The following is a 17,065-nucleotide window of genomic DNA, read 5'->3' on the forward strand; positions in this document are numbered from 1 at the left end:
TTTCGGAGTTGCAGCAATGAGCGACGGTATCTTCATCGGCCTGGGCGCACCGGAGAAGGAAGGCGGCGTTCCGCAGATGCTGAACCTGCGCCGCGCCAACCGTCATGGGCTGATCGCAGGCGCGACCGGCACCGGCAAGACCGTGACCTTGCAGGGAATCGCCGAGAGTTTTTCCGCGCTTGGCGTCCCGGTGTTCCTGGCCGACGTGAAGGGCGACCTTGCCGGCATATCCATGGCCGGTTCCCCCACCGCCAAAAATGCCGACAAGCTGGTGGCGCGCGCGGCGGAAATCGGCATCAGCAATTATAGCTATGCCGATAATCCGGCGATCTTCTGGGATCTCTATGGCGAGCAGGGCCATCCGATCCGCACCACCGTCAGCGAGATGGGGCCGCTGCTGCTCGCGCGGCTGATGGGCCTCAACGAAACGCAGGAAGGCGTGCTGTCCATCGCCTTCAAATATGCCGATGAGGAAGGGCTGCTGCTGCTCGATCTGGGCGATTTGCAGGCGATGCTGGCCTATTGCGCGGAAAATGCCGATACGCTGTCGGCCCGCTACGGCAATGTCACCAAGGCCAGCGTCGGCGCGATTCAGCGGCAGTTGCTGCAACTGGAAAGCCAGGGCGGCGACCATTTCTTCGGTGAACCCGCGCTCGACATCCACGACATGCTGCAGGTGGACGAAAAAGGGCGCGGTTACGTGAACGTGCTGGCCGCCGACAAGCTGATGCAGAGCCCCAAACTCTACGCGACCTTCCTGCTATGGCTGTTGTCGGAATTGTTCGAGACGCTGCCGGAAGTCGGCGACCCCGACAAGCCTAAGCTGGTCTTCTTTTTCGACGAGGCGCATCTGCTGTTCGACGACGCGCCCAAGGCGCTGACCGACAAGATCGAACAGGTCGTGCGCCTGATCCGGTCCAAGGGCGTAGGCGTCTATTTCGTGACCCAGAACCCGATCGACATTCCAGAGGATGTCGCCGGGCAGCTGGGCAACCGGGTGCAACATGCGCTGCGCGCCTTCACCCCGCGCGACCAGCGGGCGATCAAGGCGGCGGCCGAAACTTTCCGCATCAATCCCGATCTGAACGTCGAGACGGCGATCACGGAGTTGAAGGTCGGCGAAGCGCTGGTTTCGCTGCTGCAGGAGGACGGGTCGCCCGGCATCGTCCAACGCACGCTGATCGCGCCGCCGCGGTCGCGGCTGGGACCGCTGGATGCCAAGGAGCGGGCGATCATCCAGTCGATCTCGCCGGTCGCCGGCAAATATGACGACGCAGTCGATCGCGAATCGGCTGAAGAGATATTGGCCGCACGCGGGCAGGCCGCCGCTGCGGCAGCGCAGGCGCAAAAGGCGCAGGCAGAGGCCGACAAAACCGCCGCCGCCCAAGCCAAGATCGAGGCGAAGCAGCGCGAGGCAGAATTGAAGGCGCAGGCCCGGCGCGAAACGGTGGAGGCGCGCGAAGCGGCCAAGCCCAGCGCTTTCGACAAAGCGATCCAGTCGGCCACGCGGGCGGCGGGCTCATCGGTCGGAAGGCAAGTCGCCAACGAACTGGGCCGCGCCGTGTTCGGCGGCACGAGCCGCAAATCCTCGTCCGGCGGGATCGCCGGCAAACTGGTCCGCGGCATATTGGGCAGCCTGTTCAAATAGGCTATGCTGGTCTACCGGCAGGGAGGCGGTGCGTCATGCAAAAGACAGCGATTTGGACAGTAGTAGCGCTGGTCGCGGCCAGCCCGCTCCACGCCCAGACGATTGATCCCCATCATGTCATCGGCGCTGCGATCGCCAGCGACATCGCGCGCGACCGGCAGGCCGAGCGCGACGCCCGGCGCGCGCCCTATGCCTCGCCAGGCTATGGCGCGATCGCAACGGCCGCCGCCGCACGCGACGCCTGCGCGGCCAAGGCGCTGTACCAGGCCGGCCCCAACGGCAAGCTCATCGGTCGACCCCGCGCCAGCACCATGGCGACCGGATGGGAGGTGGAGGGCGAGATCGGCTTTGCCGAGGGCGGGGTCGTACCCTTCGTCTGCTCCGTGCGCAACGGATCGGTCAGCGGCGTGCTGTTGCAACGCTGATCGGCTATGTGGGGCGGAGCGATGGATCGCCGCCCGCCCCGCTCATAGGTCGCAAAGCAAATCTTGTTACATGGTGGGCCGCACCCCTGTTGCTTCGGCAATATAAGCGCCGCTAAAGCCGTGGCCATGACGGCTGCCCCCTCCCCTCGCCACCCCCTGCATTTCGGCAATTTCCGGGCCTATCTCGCGGGACGGCTGTGCGCCGTGCTGGCGCAATACAGCATGATGATCGTGCTGGCGTGGCAGGCCTATAATATCGCGCGGGAGACGATGACGACCGCAGGCGCTTCGGCGCAGCTTGGCCTGATCGGGCTGGCGCAGTTCCTGCCGCTTTTCTTCCTGACACCCGTCACCGGATGGGTCGCCGACCATTATGACAGGCGGATCATCACCCGGCTGACGCTCACCTTGCTGACGATCGCGGCCGGGCTGCTTGCCTTCGCCACCTATGAAGGCTGGGTCAGCCTGCCGCTGATCTTCGGGATCGCCGTGATCGTGGGCATCGCCCGCGCCTTCAACGGCCCGGCCTATGGCGCGCTGGCGCCCAATCTGGTGCCACCAGCCGCGCTGCCCACCGCTATCGCCATTTCCAGCGTCTCGTGGCAGGCCGGGATGATCGCGGGACCGGCGGTAGGCGGCTATGCCTATGCCGCCACCCCTTGGGGCGCCTATGCGCTGGCGGCCATCCTCTATGGCGTGGCGCTGGGCGCGATGCTGCTGATCGGGCCGGTGCCGCAGCCGCCGCGCGACACCAGCCGCCATCCGGTACGCCAGATGATCGACGGCTTCACCTATGTGAAGGGCAACCGGCTGGTGCTGGCGACGATCACGCTGGACCTGTTCGCGGTGCTGCTGGCGGGCGCGACCGCGCTGCTGCCGGTCTATGCCCGCGACATATTGCATGTGGGGTCGGCCGGGCTGGGCCATCTGGCAGCCGCGCCCGGCATCGGCGCGGCGGCGACCGCGCTCTGGTTCTCCTTCCGTCCGATGAAGACCGAGGTGGGGCTGAAGATGCTGGGGTCGGTCATCCTGTTCGGCCTGGCCACCATCGCGTTCGGCTGCACCGCCTTCCTGCCGCGCGACATCGCGATCGAGGCGGGGATCGCATCGCTGGTGGTGCTGGGCGGCGCGGACATGGTGTCGGTCTTCGTGCGCCAGTCACTGGTCCAATTGCACACGCCCGATGCGATGCGCGGGCGGGTGTCCAGCCTGTCGCAGCTTACCATCTCTGCCTCCAACGAACTGGGCGAGGCGGAGTCCGGTTTCCTCGCCGCGCTGGTCGGCCCTGTCGCGGCGGTGATCGGCGGCGGCGTCGGTGCTATCATCATCACCCTATTCTGGGCGCGACTCTTTCCCGAATTGCGCCTTGCACGAAGCTTCGATCCACCCGACATCGGGCGAGAAGAGAACAGCCAGGAGAAAAACCCATGAAAGCTGCCACGATTCTCGAAACCATCGGCAATACGCCACATGTCCGCATCAACCGGCTGTTCGGCGATGCGCCCGCCGGCACCGAAGTGTGGATCAAGTCGGAACGGTCCAATCCCGGCGGGTCTATCAAGGACCGTATCGCGCTGGCGATGATCGAGGCGGCCGAGGCCAGCGGCGAATTGCAGCCGGGCGGCACCATCATCGAGCCGACATCGGGCAATACCGGCGTGGGCCTGGCCATGGTCGCGGCGGTCAAGGGCTACAAGCTGGTGCTGGTCATGCCCGAAAGCATGTCGATCGAGCGCCGCCGGCTGATGCTGGCCTATGGCGCCAGCTTCGACCTGACGCCGCGCGAAAAGGGCATGAAGGGCGCGATCGAACGCGCGCTGGAGTTGGTGTCGCAGACGCCGGGTAGCTGGATGCCGCAGCAGTTCGAAAATCCCGCCAATATCGACGTGCATGTCCGCACCACCGCACAGGAGATATTGGCCGATTTCGCCGACATGCCGATCGATGCGCTGATTACCGGCGTGGGCACTGGCGGCCATATCACCGGCGTCGCCGAAGTACTGAAAAAAACATGGCCCGCGATCAAGATCTTCGCGGTCGAACCGACCCTCTCCCCGGTCATCAGCGGCGGCCAGCCCGGCCCGCACCCGATCCAGGGCATCGGCGCGGGCTTCATCCCGGCCAACCTGCACACCCAGTTGCTGGACGGCGTGATCCAGGTCGATCCGGCCGACGCCAAGGACTATGCCCGCCGCGCCGCGACGCAAGAAGGCCTGCTGGTCGGCATCTCGTCGGGCGGCACGCTGGCGGCGATCGCGCAGAAGCTGAAGGAACTGCCCGCGGGCAGCCGGGTTCTGGGCTTCAACTATGATACCGGCGAACGCTATCTGTCGGTGCCCGACTTCCTGCCCGAATAGGCTATTGGCGGCAAGCGAGGCATGACCGACCTACCTCCCCCGGCCAGGCCGCATCCTTTCCTGTGGCTGGTCTGGGCACTCCTGTTTGTCGGCCTGCCCGCACTGGCCGCCGCCTGGGACACGCGGGCGCGGCCGGACGCGGGCGCGCGCCGGATGGCCGTGGTCGAAGCCGGACTGATGAAACGCCCCACCACGCCGCCGCCAGTGGAGCCGGTCGAGGTCTTCGCGCTGGAGCGGAACCAGGCGGTGGCGTTCAACGCGACCATCCCCTTTTCGCGCGATCCCAACCCGGCCGCCCGGCCCTTCCGCTTTTCGGGCTCCGAAACCGATCTGGCGCGTGCGACCGATTGCCTGGCGGCGGCGGAAATCTTCGAAGCGGGCGACGACGCCGTGGGCGAACAGGCGGTGGCGCAGGTGGTGCTGAACCGCGTGCGCCACCCCGCCTTCCCCAAGACGGTCTGCGGTGTCGTGTTTCAGGGACAGGAACGGCGCACCGGATGCCAGTTCACCTTCAGTTGCGACGGGGCGCTGACCCGCACGCCGGGCGAGGCCGCTTGGGGCCGCGCGCGCGAGATCGCCCGCGCCGCGCTGGCGGGCAAGGTCTACAAGCCGGTCGGCCACGCCACCCATTATCATACCGACTGGGTCGTGCCCTATTGGAGCGGCAGCCTGGACAAGATCGCGGCGGTCGGCACGCACCTCTTCTTCCGCTGGCGCGGCTGGTGGGGGACGCCCCCCGCATTTCACCAGAGCGACGACAAGGGCGAGCCGCTGATCGGCCGGATCGCGCGCTTCTCGCCTGCGCATCAGGGTGGGACGGATACCCCCTTGATGCCGCCGCCGACCGTGGCGGCGGCGGAGGCTGCCGCAGCGCTCGCCGCCCGGCCGCAACAGACGATCGGCGCGGATTCGCTGGGGCGTACGGTGGCGGGGGTTCGGCTGATGGCGATCGCGCCGGGGGCGAAGAGCTTTCTGGTCGAACTGCCTGCCGGCAGCGGCGGCGCGGATGGCTGGCCGGCGATGGCGCAGACCTTCTGCGCCGGGCGGGTCGAATGCCGGATCATGGCATGGCGGCCGGGCGCTGCGCCTGCGGGCCTGCCTCTCAGCGACGCGCAGATGGCGACGATGAGCTTCGCCTATATCCATAACGCCGGCAGCGGCTTGCAGCGGGCGCTGTGGAATTGCGGGCAGACGCCGCGGACGGCGAAGGAGGAATGTATGCGCCAGCGCGTGCCGACCATTGTCCCCACCCTGCCCACCGAAGCGCTGGCCGGTGTCCGGCGCAAGGGGCGGTTCGAAACGGTGAAGATCGCGCCGGTCATGCCCGCCGGCGAGACAAGAACAGCGACACCTTGAACGCTTGGCGTTTTGGCGGCTTACCTGCCCCCTTCACAAACCGGGCGCCAGCGCCTATATCGGCGGCAATCCGGTCGTCCTCTGCGCTGTGCGTAACGGGATAGGCCGTCCCCCGGATCGCTCGGGGTCTGGCTTCGAATTGCGCGCGAAGCTGGCGGAATTGGGCGAATTTTGGCGGGTCACAAAGTGCTGACAGTGCGGATCGGACAGTCCCGGCCCGCACTTTTTTGCGTGGATTGGCGGGTGCGAATCACCCCCTATTCCATCGCGCTTGGACTGAGTTTTCGCTGGGATGCGGAAAAACGCGACGAATGAAGGCAAGGACAACGCATGGCGACCAGAGCTCTCCCCCCGATCAGCAACACCGGCGCGAAGAAGCGCATCAGAAAGGTGTTCGGCGACATCCACGAAGTGGTGCAGATGCCCAACCTGATCGAGGTCCAGAGGGAGAGCTATGAACAGTTCCTCCGGTCCGACCCGTCGATCGGCTATGTGTCGGGCCTGGAAAAGACGCTGCGCAGCGTGTTCCCGATCCGCGATTTCGCCGGCACCGCCGAAATGGACTTCGTCCATTATGAGCTGGAAGACCCCAAATACGACGTCGAGGAATGCCGTCAGCGCGGCATCACCTATGCGGCGCCGATGCGCGTTACCCTGCGCCTGATCGTATTCGAAGTCGATCAGGACACCGAAACCCGTTCGGTCCTGGATATCAAGGAGCAGGACGTCTACATGGGCGACATGCCCCTGATGACGGGCAACGGCACCTTCATCGTCAACGGCACCGAGCGCGTCATCGTGTCGCAGATGCATCGTTCGCCGGGCGTCCTGTTCGACCATGACCGTGGCAAGACCCACTCGTCGGGCAAATATCTGTTCGCCGCGCGCGTCATCCCCTATCGTGGTTCGTGGCTCGACTTCGAATTCGACGCCAAGGACATCGTCAACGTCCGTATCGATCGCAAGCGCAAGCTGCCGGTCACGGCGCTGCTGTTCGCGCTGGGCCTGACGCCGGAAGATATCCTGGGCGAATTCTACAACAAGGTGACCTATGTCCGCGGTGAAGGCGGTTGGGTGATCCCCTATCTCGCCGAAGCCTGGCGCGGCCTGAAGCCCGCCTTCGACATCGTCGATGCGAAGACCGGTGAAGCGATCTTCCCCGCCGGCACCAAGATTTCGCCGCGCGCCGCCAACAAGGCGGAAAAGGACGGCCTGGAAACGCTGCTGATCCCGACCGAGGAAGTCTATGGCCGCTACAGCGCCTATGACCTCATCAACGAGAGCACCGGCGAAATCTACATCGAGGCGGGCGACGAAGTGTCGCCTGAAAATCTCGAAAAGCTGGACAAGGCGGGCATCGACCGCCTGGAACTGCTCGACATCGACCATGTCGGCACCGGCCCCTGGATTCGTAACACGCTGAAAGCCGACAAGGCCGAGGATCGCGACCAGGCGCTGAGCGACATTTATCGCGTCATGCGCCCCGGCGAACCGCCGACGAAGGAAACCGCCGAAGCGCTGTTCGCCGGTCTGTTCTTCGATCCGGAGCGCTACGACCTGTCGGCTGTGGGCCGCGTGAAGCTCAACATGCGCCTGGACCTGGACGCCGAAGACACGGTCACCACCCTGCGCGTCGAGGACATCCTCGCCGTGGTCAAGGAACTGGTGAACCTGAAGGACGGCAAGGGCGAAATCGACGATATCGATAACCTCGGCAACCGTCGCGTCCGTTCCGTCGGCGAACTGCTGGAAAACCAGTATCGCGTCGGGCTGCTGCGCATGGAGCGCGCCGTCAAGGAGCGCATGTCGTCGGTCGACGTGTCGACGGTGATGCCGAACGACCTGATCAACGCCAAGCCTGCCGTGGCCGCCGTGCGTGAATTCTTCGGCTCGTCGCAGCTGTCGCAGTTCATGGACCAGACCAACCCGCTGTCGGAAGTCACCCACAAGCGCCGCGTGTCGGCGCTTGGGCCGGGCGGTCTGACCCGCGAGCGCGCAGGCTTCGAAGTCCGCGACGTTCATCCGACGCATTATGGCCGTATCTGCCCGATCGAAACGCCCGAAGGCCCGAATATCGGTCTCATCAACTCGCTGGCCACATTCAGCCGCGTCAACAAATATGGCTTCATCGAAACGCCGTACCGCAAGGTCGTAGACAATAAGGTCACCGACGACGTCGTCTATCTGTCGGCGATGGAAGAAGCCAAGCACACGATCGCGCAGGCGAACGCCGAAGTCGATGCCGACGGCCATTTCGTCGAGGATCTGATCTCCTCACGCGAAGCCGGCGAATTCCTGATGGCGCCGCGCGACCACATCACCCTGATGGACGTCAGCCCCAAGCAGCTGGTGTCGGTCGCCGCATCGCTCATTCCGTTCCTGGAAAATGATGACGCCAACCGCGCGCTCATGGGATCGAACATGCAGCGTCAGGCCGTGCCGCTGGTGCGCGCCGAAGCCCCGTTTGTGGGCACCGGCATGGAAGGCACGGTCGCCCGTGACTCCGGCGCGGCGGTCGCGTCCAAGCGGGCGGGCATCGTCGATCAGGTCGACGCGACCCGTATCGTCATCCGCGCGACCGGCGACATCGAAGCCGGCCAGTCGGGCGTCGATATCTATACGCTCCAGAAGTTCCAGCGGTCGAACCAGGACACCTGCATCAACCAGCGTCCGCTGGTCCAGGTCGGCGATCTGGTCGAAGCCGGCGACGTCATCGCCGATGGTCCCTCGACCGAGTTCGGCGAACTGGCGCTGGGCCGGAACACGCTCGTCGCGTTCATGCCCTGGAACGGCTATAACTACGAAGACTCCATCCTGATCTCCGAACGGATCGTGAAGGACGACGTCTTCACCTCGATCCATATCGAGGAGTTCGAGGTCATGGCCCGCGACACCAAGCTGGGGCCGGAGGACATCACCCGCGACATTCCCAATGTCGGTGAAGAAGCGCTGCGCAACCTCGACGAGGCGGGCATCGTCTATATCGGCGCGGAAGTGGAGCCGGGCGACATTCTGGTCGGCAAGATCACCCCGAAGGGTGAATCGCCGATGACCCCGGAAGAAAAGCTGCTCCGCGCCATCTTCGGCGAAAAGGCGAGCGACGTGCGCGACACGTCCCTGCGTCTGCCGCCGGGCGTCGCCGGGACGGTCGTGGAAGTCCGCGTGTTCAACCGTCACGGCATCGACAAGGACGAGCGCGCCATGGCGATCGAGCGGGAGGAAATCGACCGTCTCGCCAAGGATCGCGAGGACGAACGCGCCATCCTCAACCGGGCGACCTTCAACCGCCTGCACGAAATGCTGCTGACCCAGACGGCGTCTGCCGCGCCCAAGGGCGTCAAGAAGGGCGTCGTGATCGACGAAGCCCTGCTGGCCGAAGTCGAGCGTCACGAATGGTGGAAGTTCGCGGTCGAGGACGACAGCCGCCAGGCCCAGATCGAGGCGATCAAGGGCCAGTATGACGAAGCGGTGAAGTCGATCGTCGACAAGTTCGAGGATCGCGTCGACAAGCTCCAGCGTGGTGACGAACTGCCGCCGGGCGTGCTGAAGATGGTCAAAGTGTTCGTCGCGGTGAAGCGCAAGCTGCAGCCGGGCGACAAGATGGCCGGCCGTCACGGTAACAAGGGCGTCATTTCGCGCATCCTGCCCGTGGAGGACATGCCGTTCCTGGAAGATGGCACCCATGTCGACATCGTGCTGAACCCGCTGGGCGTGCCGTCGCGCATGAACGTCGGCCAGATCTTCGAAACGCATCTGGGCTGGGCCGCCCGTGGCCTTGGCCAGCAGCTCAAGCACGCGCTGGAAGACTGGCGTGAGGCCAATCCGAACCCATCGGCGGGCGACATGCCCGACGCGGTCAAGGAACGGCTGCTGACCTCCTATGGTCCGCGCTATGCCGAGCAGATCGAAGGCCGCTCGCCGGAACAGATCATCGACCTGGCCGAGCATCTTCAGCGGGGCATCCCGATGGCGACGCCGGTGTTCGATGGCGCCCGTGAAGCGGACGTGTCGGCAATGCTGTCGCTGGCAGGCCTGCACACGTCGGGCCAGTCGGACCTGTATGATGGCCGCACCGGCGATCGGTTCGACCGCAAGGTGACCGTGGGCATCATCTACATGCTCAAGCTGCATCACTTGGTCGACGACAAGATCCATGCCCGTTCCATTGGGCCGTACTCGCTCGTCACGCAGCAGCCGCTGGGTGGCAAGGCGCAGTTCGGTGGCCAGCGCTTCGGTGAAATGGAGGTCTGGGCGCTCCAGGCCTATGGCGCGGCCTATACGCTCCAGGAAATGCTGACGGTGAAGTCGGACGACGTGGTCGGCCGCACCAAGGTCTATGAGGCGATCGTCAAGGGTGACGACACGTTCGAGGCCGGCATTCCCGAAAGCTTCAACGTGCTGGTCAAGGAAATGCGCTCGCTGGGCCTCAACGTCGAACTCGCCACGATGGACCCGGTCCTCGACGAAGACGGCGTCGCGCTGGCTGCGGAATAAGGGAAGCTTCGGGCGCTGTCTCCCGACGACAGTGCCCTGCCCCTTCTTCACCCCAGAACTTTACCCTCTAGAGGGACTGAAAAAATGAACGAACTGACCAACTTCGCGAACCCGGTCCAGAAGGCCGAGACTTTCGACCAGATCCAGATCGGCCTCGCCTCGCCAGAGCGCATCCGGTCCTGGTCTTTTGGCGAGATCAAAAAGCCGGAAACCATCAACTATCGCACGTTCAAGCCGGAACGTGACGGCCTGTTCTGTGCCCGCATCTTCGGTCCGATCAAGGATTATGAATGCCTGTGCGGCAAATATAAGCGCATGAAGTATAAGGGCATCGTCTGCGAAAAATGCGGTGTCGAAGTTACCGTGAGCAAGGTGCGCCGCGAGCGCATGGGCCATATCGAACTGGCCGCCCCGGTTGCGCATATCTGGTTCTTGAAGTCGCTGCCCTCGCGCATCGGCCTCCTGCTCGACATGCAGCTCAAGCAGCTTGAGCGCGTTCTGTATTTCGAAAGCTATATCGTCATCGAGCCGGGCCTGACCTCGCTCGACAAATATCAGCTGTTGAACGAAGACGAACTGCTCGACGCGCAGGACCAATATGGCGAAGACGCCTTCTCCGCCGGGATCGGCGCGGAAGCGGTCAAGCAGATGCTGATGGACCTCGACCTGGAAGGCGAAAAGCAGATCCTGCTGGACGAGCTGGCCGTCACCAAGTCGGAACTCAAGCCCAAGAAGATCATCAAGCGGCTGAAGGTCGTCGAAAGCTTCCTGGAATCGGGCAACCGCCCCGAGTGGATGATCCTGGACGTCGTCCCGGTCATTCCGCCAGAACTGCGTCCGCTTGTGCCGCTGGACGGTGGTCGTTTCGCGACGTCGGATCTGAACGATCTCTATCGCCGCGTCATCAACCGGAACAACCGCTTGAAGCGCCTGATGGAGCTGCGCGCGCCGGACATCATCGTCCGCAACGAAAAGCGCATGTTGCAGGAAGCCGTCGACGCCCTGTTCGACAATGGCCGTCGCGGCCGCGTCATCACCGGCGCGAACAAGCGTCCTTTGAAGTCGCTGTCCGACATGCTCAAGGGCAAGCAGGGCCGCTTCCGTCAGAACCTGCTCGGCAAGCGCGTCGACTATTCGGGTCGTTCGGTCATCGTGACCGGCCCGGAACTCAAGCTGCACCAGTGTGGCCTGCCCAAGAAGATGGCGCTCGAACTGTTCAAGCCCTTCATCTACGCCCGCCTCGACGCCAAGGGTCTGTCCATGACCCTGAAGCAGGCCAAGAAGTGGGTCGAGAAGGAACGCAAGGAAGTCTGGGACATCCTGGACGAGGTGATCCGCGAGCATCCGGTCATGCTGAACCGCGCGCCCACGCTCCACCGCCTGGGCATCCAGGCGTTCGAACCCGTGCTGATCGAGGGCAAGGCGATCCAGCTGCACCCGCTGGTCTGTTCGGCCTTCAACGCCGACTTCGACGGTGACCAGATGGCCGTCCACGTTCCGCTCTCGCTGGAAGCCCAGCTGGAAGCGCGCGTGCTGATGATGTCCACCAACAACATCCTGTCGCCCGCCAACGGCAAGCCGATCATCGTGCCGTCGCAGGACATGGTGCTGGGCATCTATTATCTGTCGATGGAACGCGAAGGCGAGCCGGGCGAAGGCATGTTGCTGTCGGACATGCAGGAAGTGCATCAGGCCCTCTTCACCAAATCCGTCACGCTGCATTCCAAGGTCATCAGCCGCGTACCGCAGACCGACGAGGCGGGTAACGCCTATCTCAAGCGCTACGAAACCACGCCGGGCCGTATGTTGCTGGGCGAATGCCTGCCCAAGTCGCACAAGGTGCCCTTCGACGTCGTCAATCGCCTGCTCACCAAGAAGGACGTGGGCGACGTGATCGACGAGGTCTATCGTCATACCGGCCAGAAGGACACGGTCCTGTTCGCCGACGCCATCATGAGCCTGGGCTTCCGTCACGCATTCCAGGCCGGCATCTCGTTCGGCAAGGACGACATGGTGATCCCGGACAGCAAGGAAGGCACCGTCGCCGAAACCAAGGCGCTGGTGGCCGATTACGAGCAGCAATATCAGGACGGCCTGATCACCCAGCAGGAAAAATACAACAAGGTGATCGACGCCTGGAGCCGTTGCGGCGATCAGGTCGCGAACGCCATGATGGACGAGATCAAGGCCCAGCCCAAGGATCCGCAAACCGGTCGCCTCGCGCAGATCAACTCGATCTACATGATGGCGCATTCCGGTGCGCGTGGTTCGCAGGCCCAGATGAAGCAGCTGGCGGGTATGCGCGGCCTGATGGCCAAGCCGTCGGGCGAGATCATCGAAACGCCGATCATCTCGAACTTCAAGGAAGGCCTGACCGTCCTTGAATATTTCAACTCGACCCACGGCGCGCGCAAGGGCCTGGCGGATACGGCGCTCAAGACGGCGAATTCGGGTTACCTGACCCGCCGTCTGGTCGACGTGTCGCAGGACTGCACGATCGTCGAGGAAGATTGCGGCACCGAAAAGGCGCTGGAGATGAAGGCGATCGTCCAGGGCGGCAGCGTCATCGCCTCGCTGGGCGAGCGCATTCTGGGCCGCACCACGGCGCAGGACATCGTCGACAGCAAGGATGGCAGCGTCGTCATCCCGATCGGCACCCTGCTGGACGAACCGATGATCGCGAAGATCGAGGCCATCGGCACCCAGGCGGTCAAGATCCGCAGCCCGCTGATCTGCGAAAGCCGGATGGGCGTTTGCGGCAAATGCTACGGCCGTGACCTGGCCCGCGGTACGCCGGTGAATATCGGCGAAGCGGTCGGCGTCATCGCGGCGCAGTCCATCGGCGAGCCGGGCACGCAGCTCACCATGCGGACCTTCCACATCGGCGGTGCGGCGAATTTCAACGAAACGTCAAACCTGGAATCGATGGCGGACGGCACGATCGAACTGCGCGACATGCCGACCATCACCGACAAGCAGGGCCGTCGCCTGTCGCTCGCCCGCAACGGCGAGATCGCGATCATCGACAGCGAAGGCCGCGAGCGCGAAACCCATCGTCTGCCTTATGGCGCCACCATCCTGTTTGCGGATGGCGACGCGATCAAGAAGGGCGAGCGTTTCGCCGAATGGGACCCGTTCACCATGCCGGTGATCACGGAAAAGCCCGGCATCGTGAAATATGTCGACCTGATCGACAGCAAGACGCTGACCGAGCAGACCGACGAAGCCACCGGCATCGCCCAGCGCGTCGTGACGGAACATCGTGGCGCCGCCCGCACCAAGGAAGACCTTCGCCCGCGCCTCACCCTGCTGGACGACCAGTCCGGCGAAGCCGCCCGCTACATGCTGGCGGTGGGGGCGACCCTGTCGGTCGATGATGGCGCCCAGGTGCAGGCCGGTGACGTGTTGGCCCGTGTCAGCCGTGAAGCGGCCAAGACCCGCGACATCACCGGTGGTCTGCCGCGCGTCGCCGAACTGTTCGAAGCCCGCAAGCCCAAGGACAATGCGATCATTGCCAAGGTGTCGGGCCGCGTCCAGTTCCTGAAGGATTACAAGGCGAAGCGTAAGATCGCCATCAATCCGGAAGATGGCGGCGAGCCGGTCGAATATCTGATCCCCAAGAGCAAGGTGATCGACGTTCAGGAAGGCGATTTCGTCAAGCGCGGCGACAACCTGATCGGCGGTTCGCCCGATCCGCACGACATTCTGGAAGTGCTGGGTATCGAGCCGCTGGCCGAATATCTGGTGGCCGAAATCCAGGAAGTCTATCGCTTGCAGGGTGTGAAGATCAACGACAAGCACATCGAAACGATCGTTCGTCAGATGCTGCAAAAGGTCGAGATCATCGAATCCGGCGACACCACCTTGCTGGTGGGCGAGCAGATCGACCGCGAGGAGATGGACGAGATCAACGCCAAGCTCCAGCCGGGCTTCGCGCCCGCCGCGGGCAAGCCGGTGCTGCTGGGCATCACCAAGGCGTCGCTCCAGACCCGCTCGTTCATCTCGGCGGCGTCCTTCCAGGAAACCACCCGCGTCCTCACGGAAGCGGCGGTACAGGGCAAGAAGGACACGCTGGTCGGCCTCAAGGAAAACGTCATTGTCGGCCGCCTGATCCCGGCGGGCACCGGCGCCGGCATGAACCGCCTGCGCGTAGCCGCCTCGTCGCGTGACGCGGCGCTGCGGGCCGCGCTGCGCGCGTCCAGCCAGGTGGACCTGATCGCACCCAAGTCGGCTGCCGCCGAACGTGCGGCCGAACTGGCGCAGGGTCCAGAAGCGGCGATCGGCAATGATCCGCTGGCCGCTCTTGAAGGCGAAACCCACGGCACCGACGCGGACGCGGGCGATTACCTGCTGAAGAGCGACGGCGAATAAGCCCTTTGAAAGCATGGGAGGCGCTTCCTATATAGGTGGCGGCTCCCATGCCATTCGCTCCCGCAAGGGAGAGAAGCTCATGCCCGCCGGACGCTTCACGCGCTCCGGCGGGCTTTCTTTTTACGGGAAAAAATCGGCAGCCGACTTGCAAAAAAGTGCGTCGATCCGTTTCACAAACCCCTTGACCATCGCCAGAACCGCGCTTATTTGCGGCCTCCCAAGCGCGACGCGCTGGGGATTGATGCCCGATCCTCTAATGGTAAGAGAGCGGACTCTGACTCCGTCAATCAAGGTTCGAGTCCTTGTCGGGCATCCAGAATTTTCCCATCATGATGACCCATTGCCGTCGCAGGCGCGCGCATGGGATCGGCACGCGCCCGTGGCCCCGTGCAGTCCGTGCGCGTTCCATCTGCGGCCGCCCGTTTAGGGAATATCCTTCCTCATCGCGCCGATCATGATGCGCCATACATTGGCGGCGTCGGCCTGATGCGCCGAGAACGGCTCGTCTGGGCTGATATTCTGTATCAGTTCCGCTCCCGCCTCGCTCATCCACGCGCTGGGTTCATGCAGAGCCTCTATCACGGCGAGGGCCTGAGCCATGTAGCCGTGCCACAATAGCCCCCCTTCTACGGCTGTGTCTTCGGTCTTGCCGTCAAGGGCGCACAGGGCGCGGGCGGCGCGTTCGATCGGTGTCATCTTCACAAGGTTGCGGAAGCTTGCGGGTCCGTCAAGCGCCATGCCCGCGCGAATCCTTAATATGCATTTATCCCATGGTGCAGGCGACCGCTTCGGCGACCTTGATGCCATCGATCGCGGCGGACAGGATGCCGCCGGCATAGCCCGCGCCTTCCCCCGCCGGGTAGAGGCCGGTCACGTTGAGGCTCTGGAAATCCTTGCCCCGCGTGATGCGGATGGGCGAGGAGGTCCGCGTTTCCACGCCCGTCATCACCGCATCGGGATGGTCGTAATGGGCGATCTGGCGGCCGAAGGCGGGCAGCGCTTCGTGGAAGGCTTCTATCACATAGTCGGGCAGGCAGCGCGCCAGGTCGGTGGGGGTCACGCCCGGCTTGTAGGATGGCACGACATCGCCCAGCTGCGTCGAGGGTCGGCGAGCCAGAAAATCGCCCACGGTCTGCCCCGGCGCCCAGTAGCAAGAGCCGCCCGCAACATAGGCCATCGATTCCCAATGCCGTTGCAGGTCGATCCCGGCCAGCGGCCCGTCGGGATAGTCGCGCGCCGGGTCGATGCCGACGACCAAACCGGAATTGGCGTTGAATTCCGCGCGGCTATATTGGCTCATGCCGTTGGTGACGACGCGCCCTTCTTCCGACGTGGCGGCGACGACGCGGCCGCCCGGACACATGCAGAAGCTGTAGACGGTGCGGCCATTGGCGCAATGATGGGCCAGGCTGTAGGAGGCCGCGCCCAGATCGGGATGCCCGGCGCAATGGCCGTAGCGGGCGCGATCAACCCAGCTTTGTGGATGTTCGATCCGCACGCCGATCGAAAAAGGCTTGGACTCGATATGGACGCCGCGGCCGTGCAGCATCTCGAAGGTCGGCCGGGCGCTGTGTCCGACGGCCAACACGACATGGTCGGTGTCGATCACGCTGCCATCGTGGAGGACGAGGCCGCGCAAGCGCTGTTCGCCCTCGCCGGTGCGTTCCAGCACCAGATCATCCACCCGATGCTGCCAGCGATATTCGCCCCCCAGCGATTCGATCTGCCGCCGCATCGCCTCGACCATGGTGACAAGGCGGAAGGTGCCGATATGGGGATGCGCTTCCCACAGGATGTCGTCGGGCGCACCCGCGGCGACGAATTCCTCCAGCACCTTGCGGCCCAGGAAGCGCGGGTCTTTCACCCGGCAATAGAGTTTGCCGTCAGAGAAGGTGCCTGCCCCGCCCTCGCCGAACTGGACATTGCTGTCCGGGTTCAGCTCGGCGCGGCGCCACAGGCCCCAGGTGTCCTTGGTCCGTTCGCGCACCACCTTGCCGCGATCAAGGATGATCGGACGAAAGCCCATTTGCGCCAGGATCAAGCCCGCGAACAGGCCGCATGGCCCCGCGCCGATAACGACCGGGCGCTTACCCTGCCAGCCGTCGGGCGCGTGGGTGACGAATTTATAGCTGGTGTCGGGCGTAGGCCGGACGTCATGGTCGTCGGCGAAGCGGGCCAGCACGGCGGCTTCGTCCACGACATCGATATCGAGCGTATAGACCAGCAGAATCGCGCTGCGGCGGCGGGCGTCGTTGCCGCGCCGCACCAGGCTGTGGCCGCGCAGTTCGTGCGGGTCCAGGCCAAGGCGGTCGCAGATGGCGGCGGGCATCGCCTCGGCCGGATGGTCGAGGGGCAGTTTCAGGCCGGACAGGCGGATCATGGCATCGCCCATAGTGCGTCGGGACCGGAAATGA

General features: G+C 64.4%; 9 protein-coding genes and 1 tRNA gene. 8 read left to right on the forward strand and 2 right to left on the reverse strand.

The annotated features are described in order from the left end of the window. Nucleotides 1-16 precede the first annotated feature (16 nt). The 8 genes from sphantq_RS05925 to sphantq_RS05960 all read left to right on the forward strand — a co-directional run bounded on the left by sphantq_RS05925 (nucleotide 17) and on the right by sphantq_RS05960 (nucleotide 14,967). Nucleotides 17-1,648, forward strand: coding sequence for a helicase HerA-like domain-containing protein (locus tag sphantq_RS05925; protein ID WP_066604389.1), 1,632 nt, complete (start codon nucleotides 17-19; stop codon nucleotides 1,646-1,648). 35 nt (nucleotides 1,649-1,683) lie between these two features. After that, a complete protein-coding gene (locus sphantq_RS05930; protein ID WP_272799823.1) occupies nucleotides 1,684-2,073 on the forward strand; it encodes a hypothetical protein in 390 nt (129 codons plus the stop codon). Between the two features lie 126 nt (nucleotides 2,074-2,199). Continuing rightward, nucleotides 2,200-3,504, forward strand: a complete 1,305-nt coding sequence (locus sphantq_RS05935) for an MFS transporter (protein WP_272799824.1) — start codon at nucleotides 2,200-2,202, stop codon at nucleotides 3,502-3,504. Then, nucleotides 3,501-4,430 carry a cysteine synthase A gene (cysK, locus tag sphantq_RS05940; protein WP_272799825.1) on the forward strand — a complete coding sequence of 310 codons (930 nt, stop codon included), beginning with the start codon at nucleotides 3,501-3,503 and terminating at the stop codon, nucleotides 4,428-4,430. Before sphantq_RS05935 ends, cysK begins: the two co-directional genes overlap by 4 nt. A gap of 21 nt (nucleotides 4,431-4,451) precedes the next feature. Continuing rightward, the gene (locus sphantq_RS05945; protein ID WP_272799826.1) at nucleotides 4,452-5,786 is read left to right on the forward strand and encodes a cell wall hydrolase; all 1,335 of its coding nucleotides are present in this window, start codon (nucleotides 4,452-4,454) and stop codon (nucleotides 5,784-5,786) included. Nucleotides 5,787-6,116: 330 nt separating this feature from the next. Beyond that, nucleotides 6,117-10,280 (forward strand): DNA-directed RNA polymerase subunit beta, encoded by a 4,164-nt coding sequence (gene rpoB, locus sphantq_RS05950; RefSeq protein WP_066604411.1) that lies wholly within the window; start codon nucleotides 6,117-6,119, stop codon nucleotides 10,278-10,280. 84 nt (nucleotides 10,281-10,364) lie between these two features. After that, a complete protein-coding gene (gene rpoC, locus sphantq_RS05955; protein WP_066604414.1) occupies nucleotides 10,365-14,651 on the forward strand; it encodes a DNA-directed RNA polymerase subunit beta' in 4,287 nt (1,428 codons plus the stop codon). Between the two features lie 242 nt (nucleotides 14,652-14,893). Beyond that, nucleotides 14,894-14,967: transfer RNA gene (locus sphantq_RS05960), tRNA-Gln, on the forward strand. A gap of 107 nt (nucleotides 14,968-15,074) precedes the next feature. Here the strand turns inward: sphantq_RS05960 and sphantq_RS05965 are convergent. Next, a complete protein-coding gene (locus sphantq_RS05965) occupies nucleotides 15,075-15,389 on the reverse strand; it encodes a hypothetical protein (protein WP_242495956.1) in 315 nt (104 codons plus the stop codon). A gap of 25 nt (nucleotides 15,390-15,414) precedes the next feature. Continuing rightward, the gene (locus sphantq_RS05970; protein ID WP_272799827.1) at nucleotides 15,415-17,031 is read right to left on the reverse strand and encodes an NAD(P)/FAD-dependent oxidoreductase; all 1,617 of its coding nucleotides are present in this window, start codon (nucleotides 17,029-17,031) and stop codon (nucleotides 15,415-15,417) included. Nucleotides 17,032-17,065 lie beyond the last annotated feature (34 nt).

Source organism: Sphingobium sp. AntQ-1, assembly GCF_028538045.1.
Classification (GTDB): Bacteria; Pseudomonadota; Alphaproteobacteria; order Sphingomonadales; family Sphingomonadaceae; genus Sphingobium; species Sphingobium cupriresistens.

Excerpts from the sequence above, each read along its gene's own strand:
- sphantq_RS05925 (WP_066604389.1), top strand. The coding sequence starts at position 17 with ATGAGCGACGGTATCTTCATCGGCCTGGGCGCACCGGAGAAGGAAGGC.
- sphantq_RS05930 (WP_272799823.1), top strand. The coding sequence starts at position 1,684 with ATGCAAAAGACAGCGATTTGGACAGTAGTAGCGCTGGTCGCGGCCAGC.
- sphantq_RS05935 (WP_272799824.1), top strand. The coding sequence starts at position 2,200 with ATGACGGCTGCCCCCTCCCCTCGCCACCCCCTGCATTTCGGCAATTTC.
- cysK (WP_272799825.1), top strand. The coding sequence starts at position 3,501 with ATGAAAGCTGCCACGATTCTCGAAACCATCGGCAATACGCCACATGTC.
- sphantq_RS05945 (WP_272799826.1), top strand. The coding sequence starts at position 4,452 with ATGACCGACCTACCTCCCCCGGCCAGGCCGCATCCTTTCCTGTGGCTG.
- rpoB (WP_066604411.1), top strand. The coding sequence starts at position 6,117 with ATGGCGACCAGAGCTCTCCCCCCGATCAGCAACACCGGCGCGAAGAAG.
- rpoC (WP_066604414.1), top strand. The coding sequence starts at position 10,365 with ATGAACGAACTGACCAACTTCGCGAACCCGGTCCAGAAGGCCGAGACT.
- sphantq_RS05965 (WP_242495956.1), bottom strand. The coding sequence starts at position 15,389 with ATGGCGCTTGACGGACCCGCAAGCTTCCGCAACCTTGTGAAGATGACA.
- sphantq_RS05970 (WP_272799827.1), bottom strand. The coding sequence starts at position 17,031 with ATGATCCGCCTGTCCGGCCTGAAACTGCCCCTCGACCATCCGGCCGAG.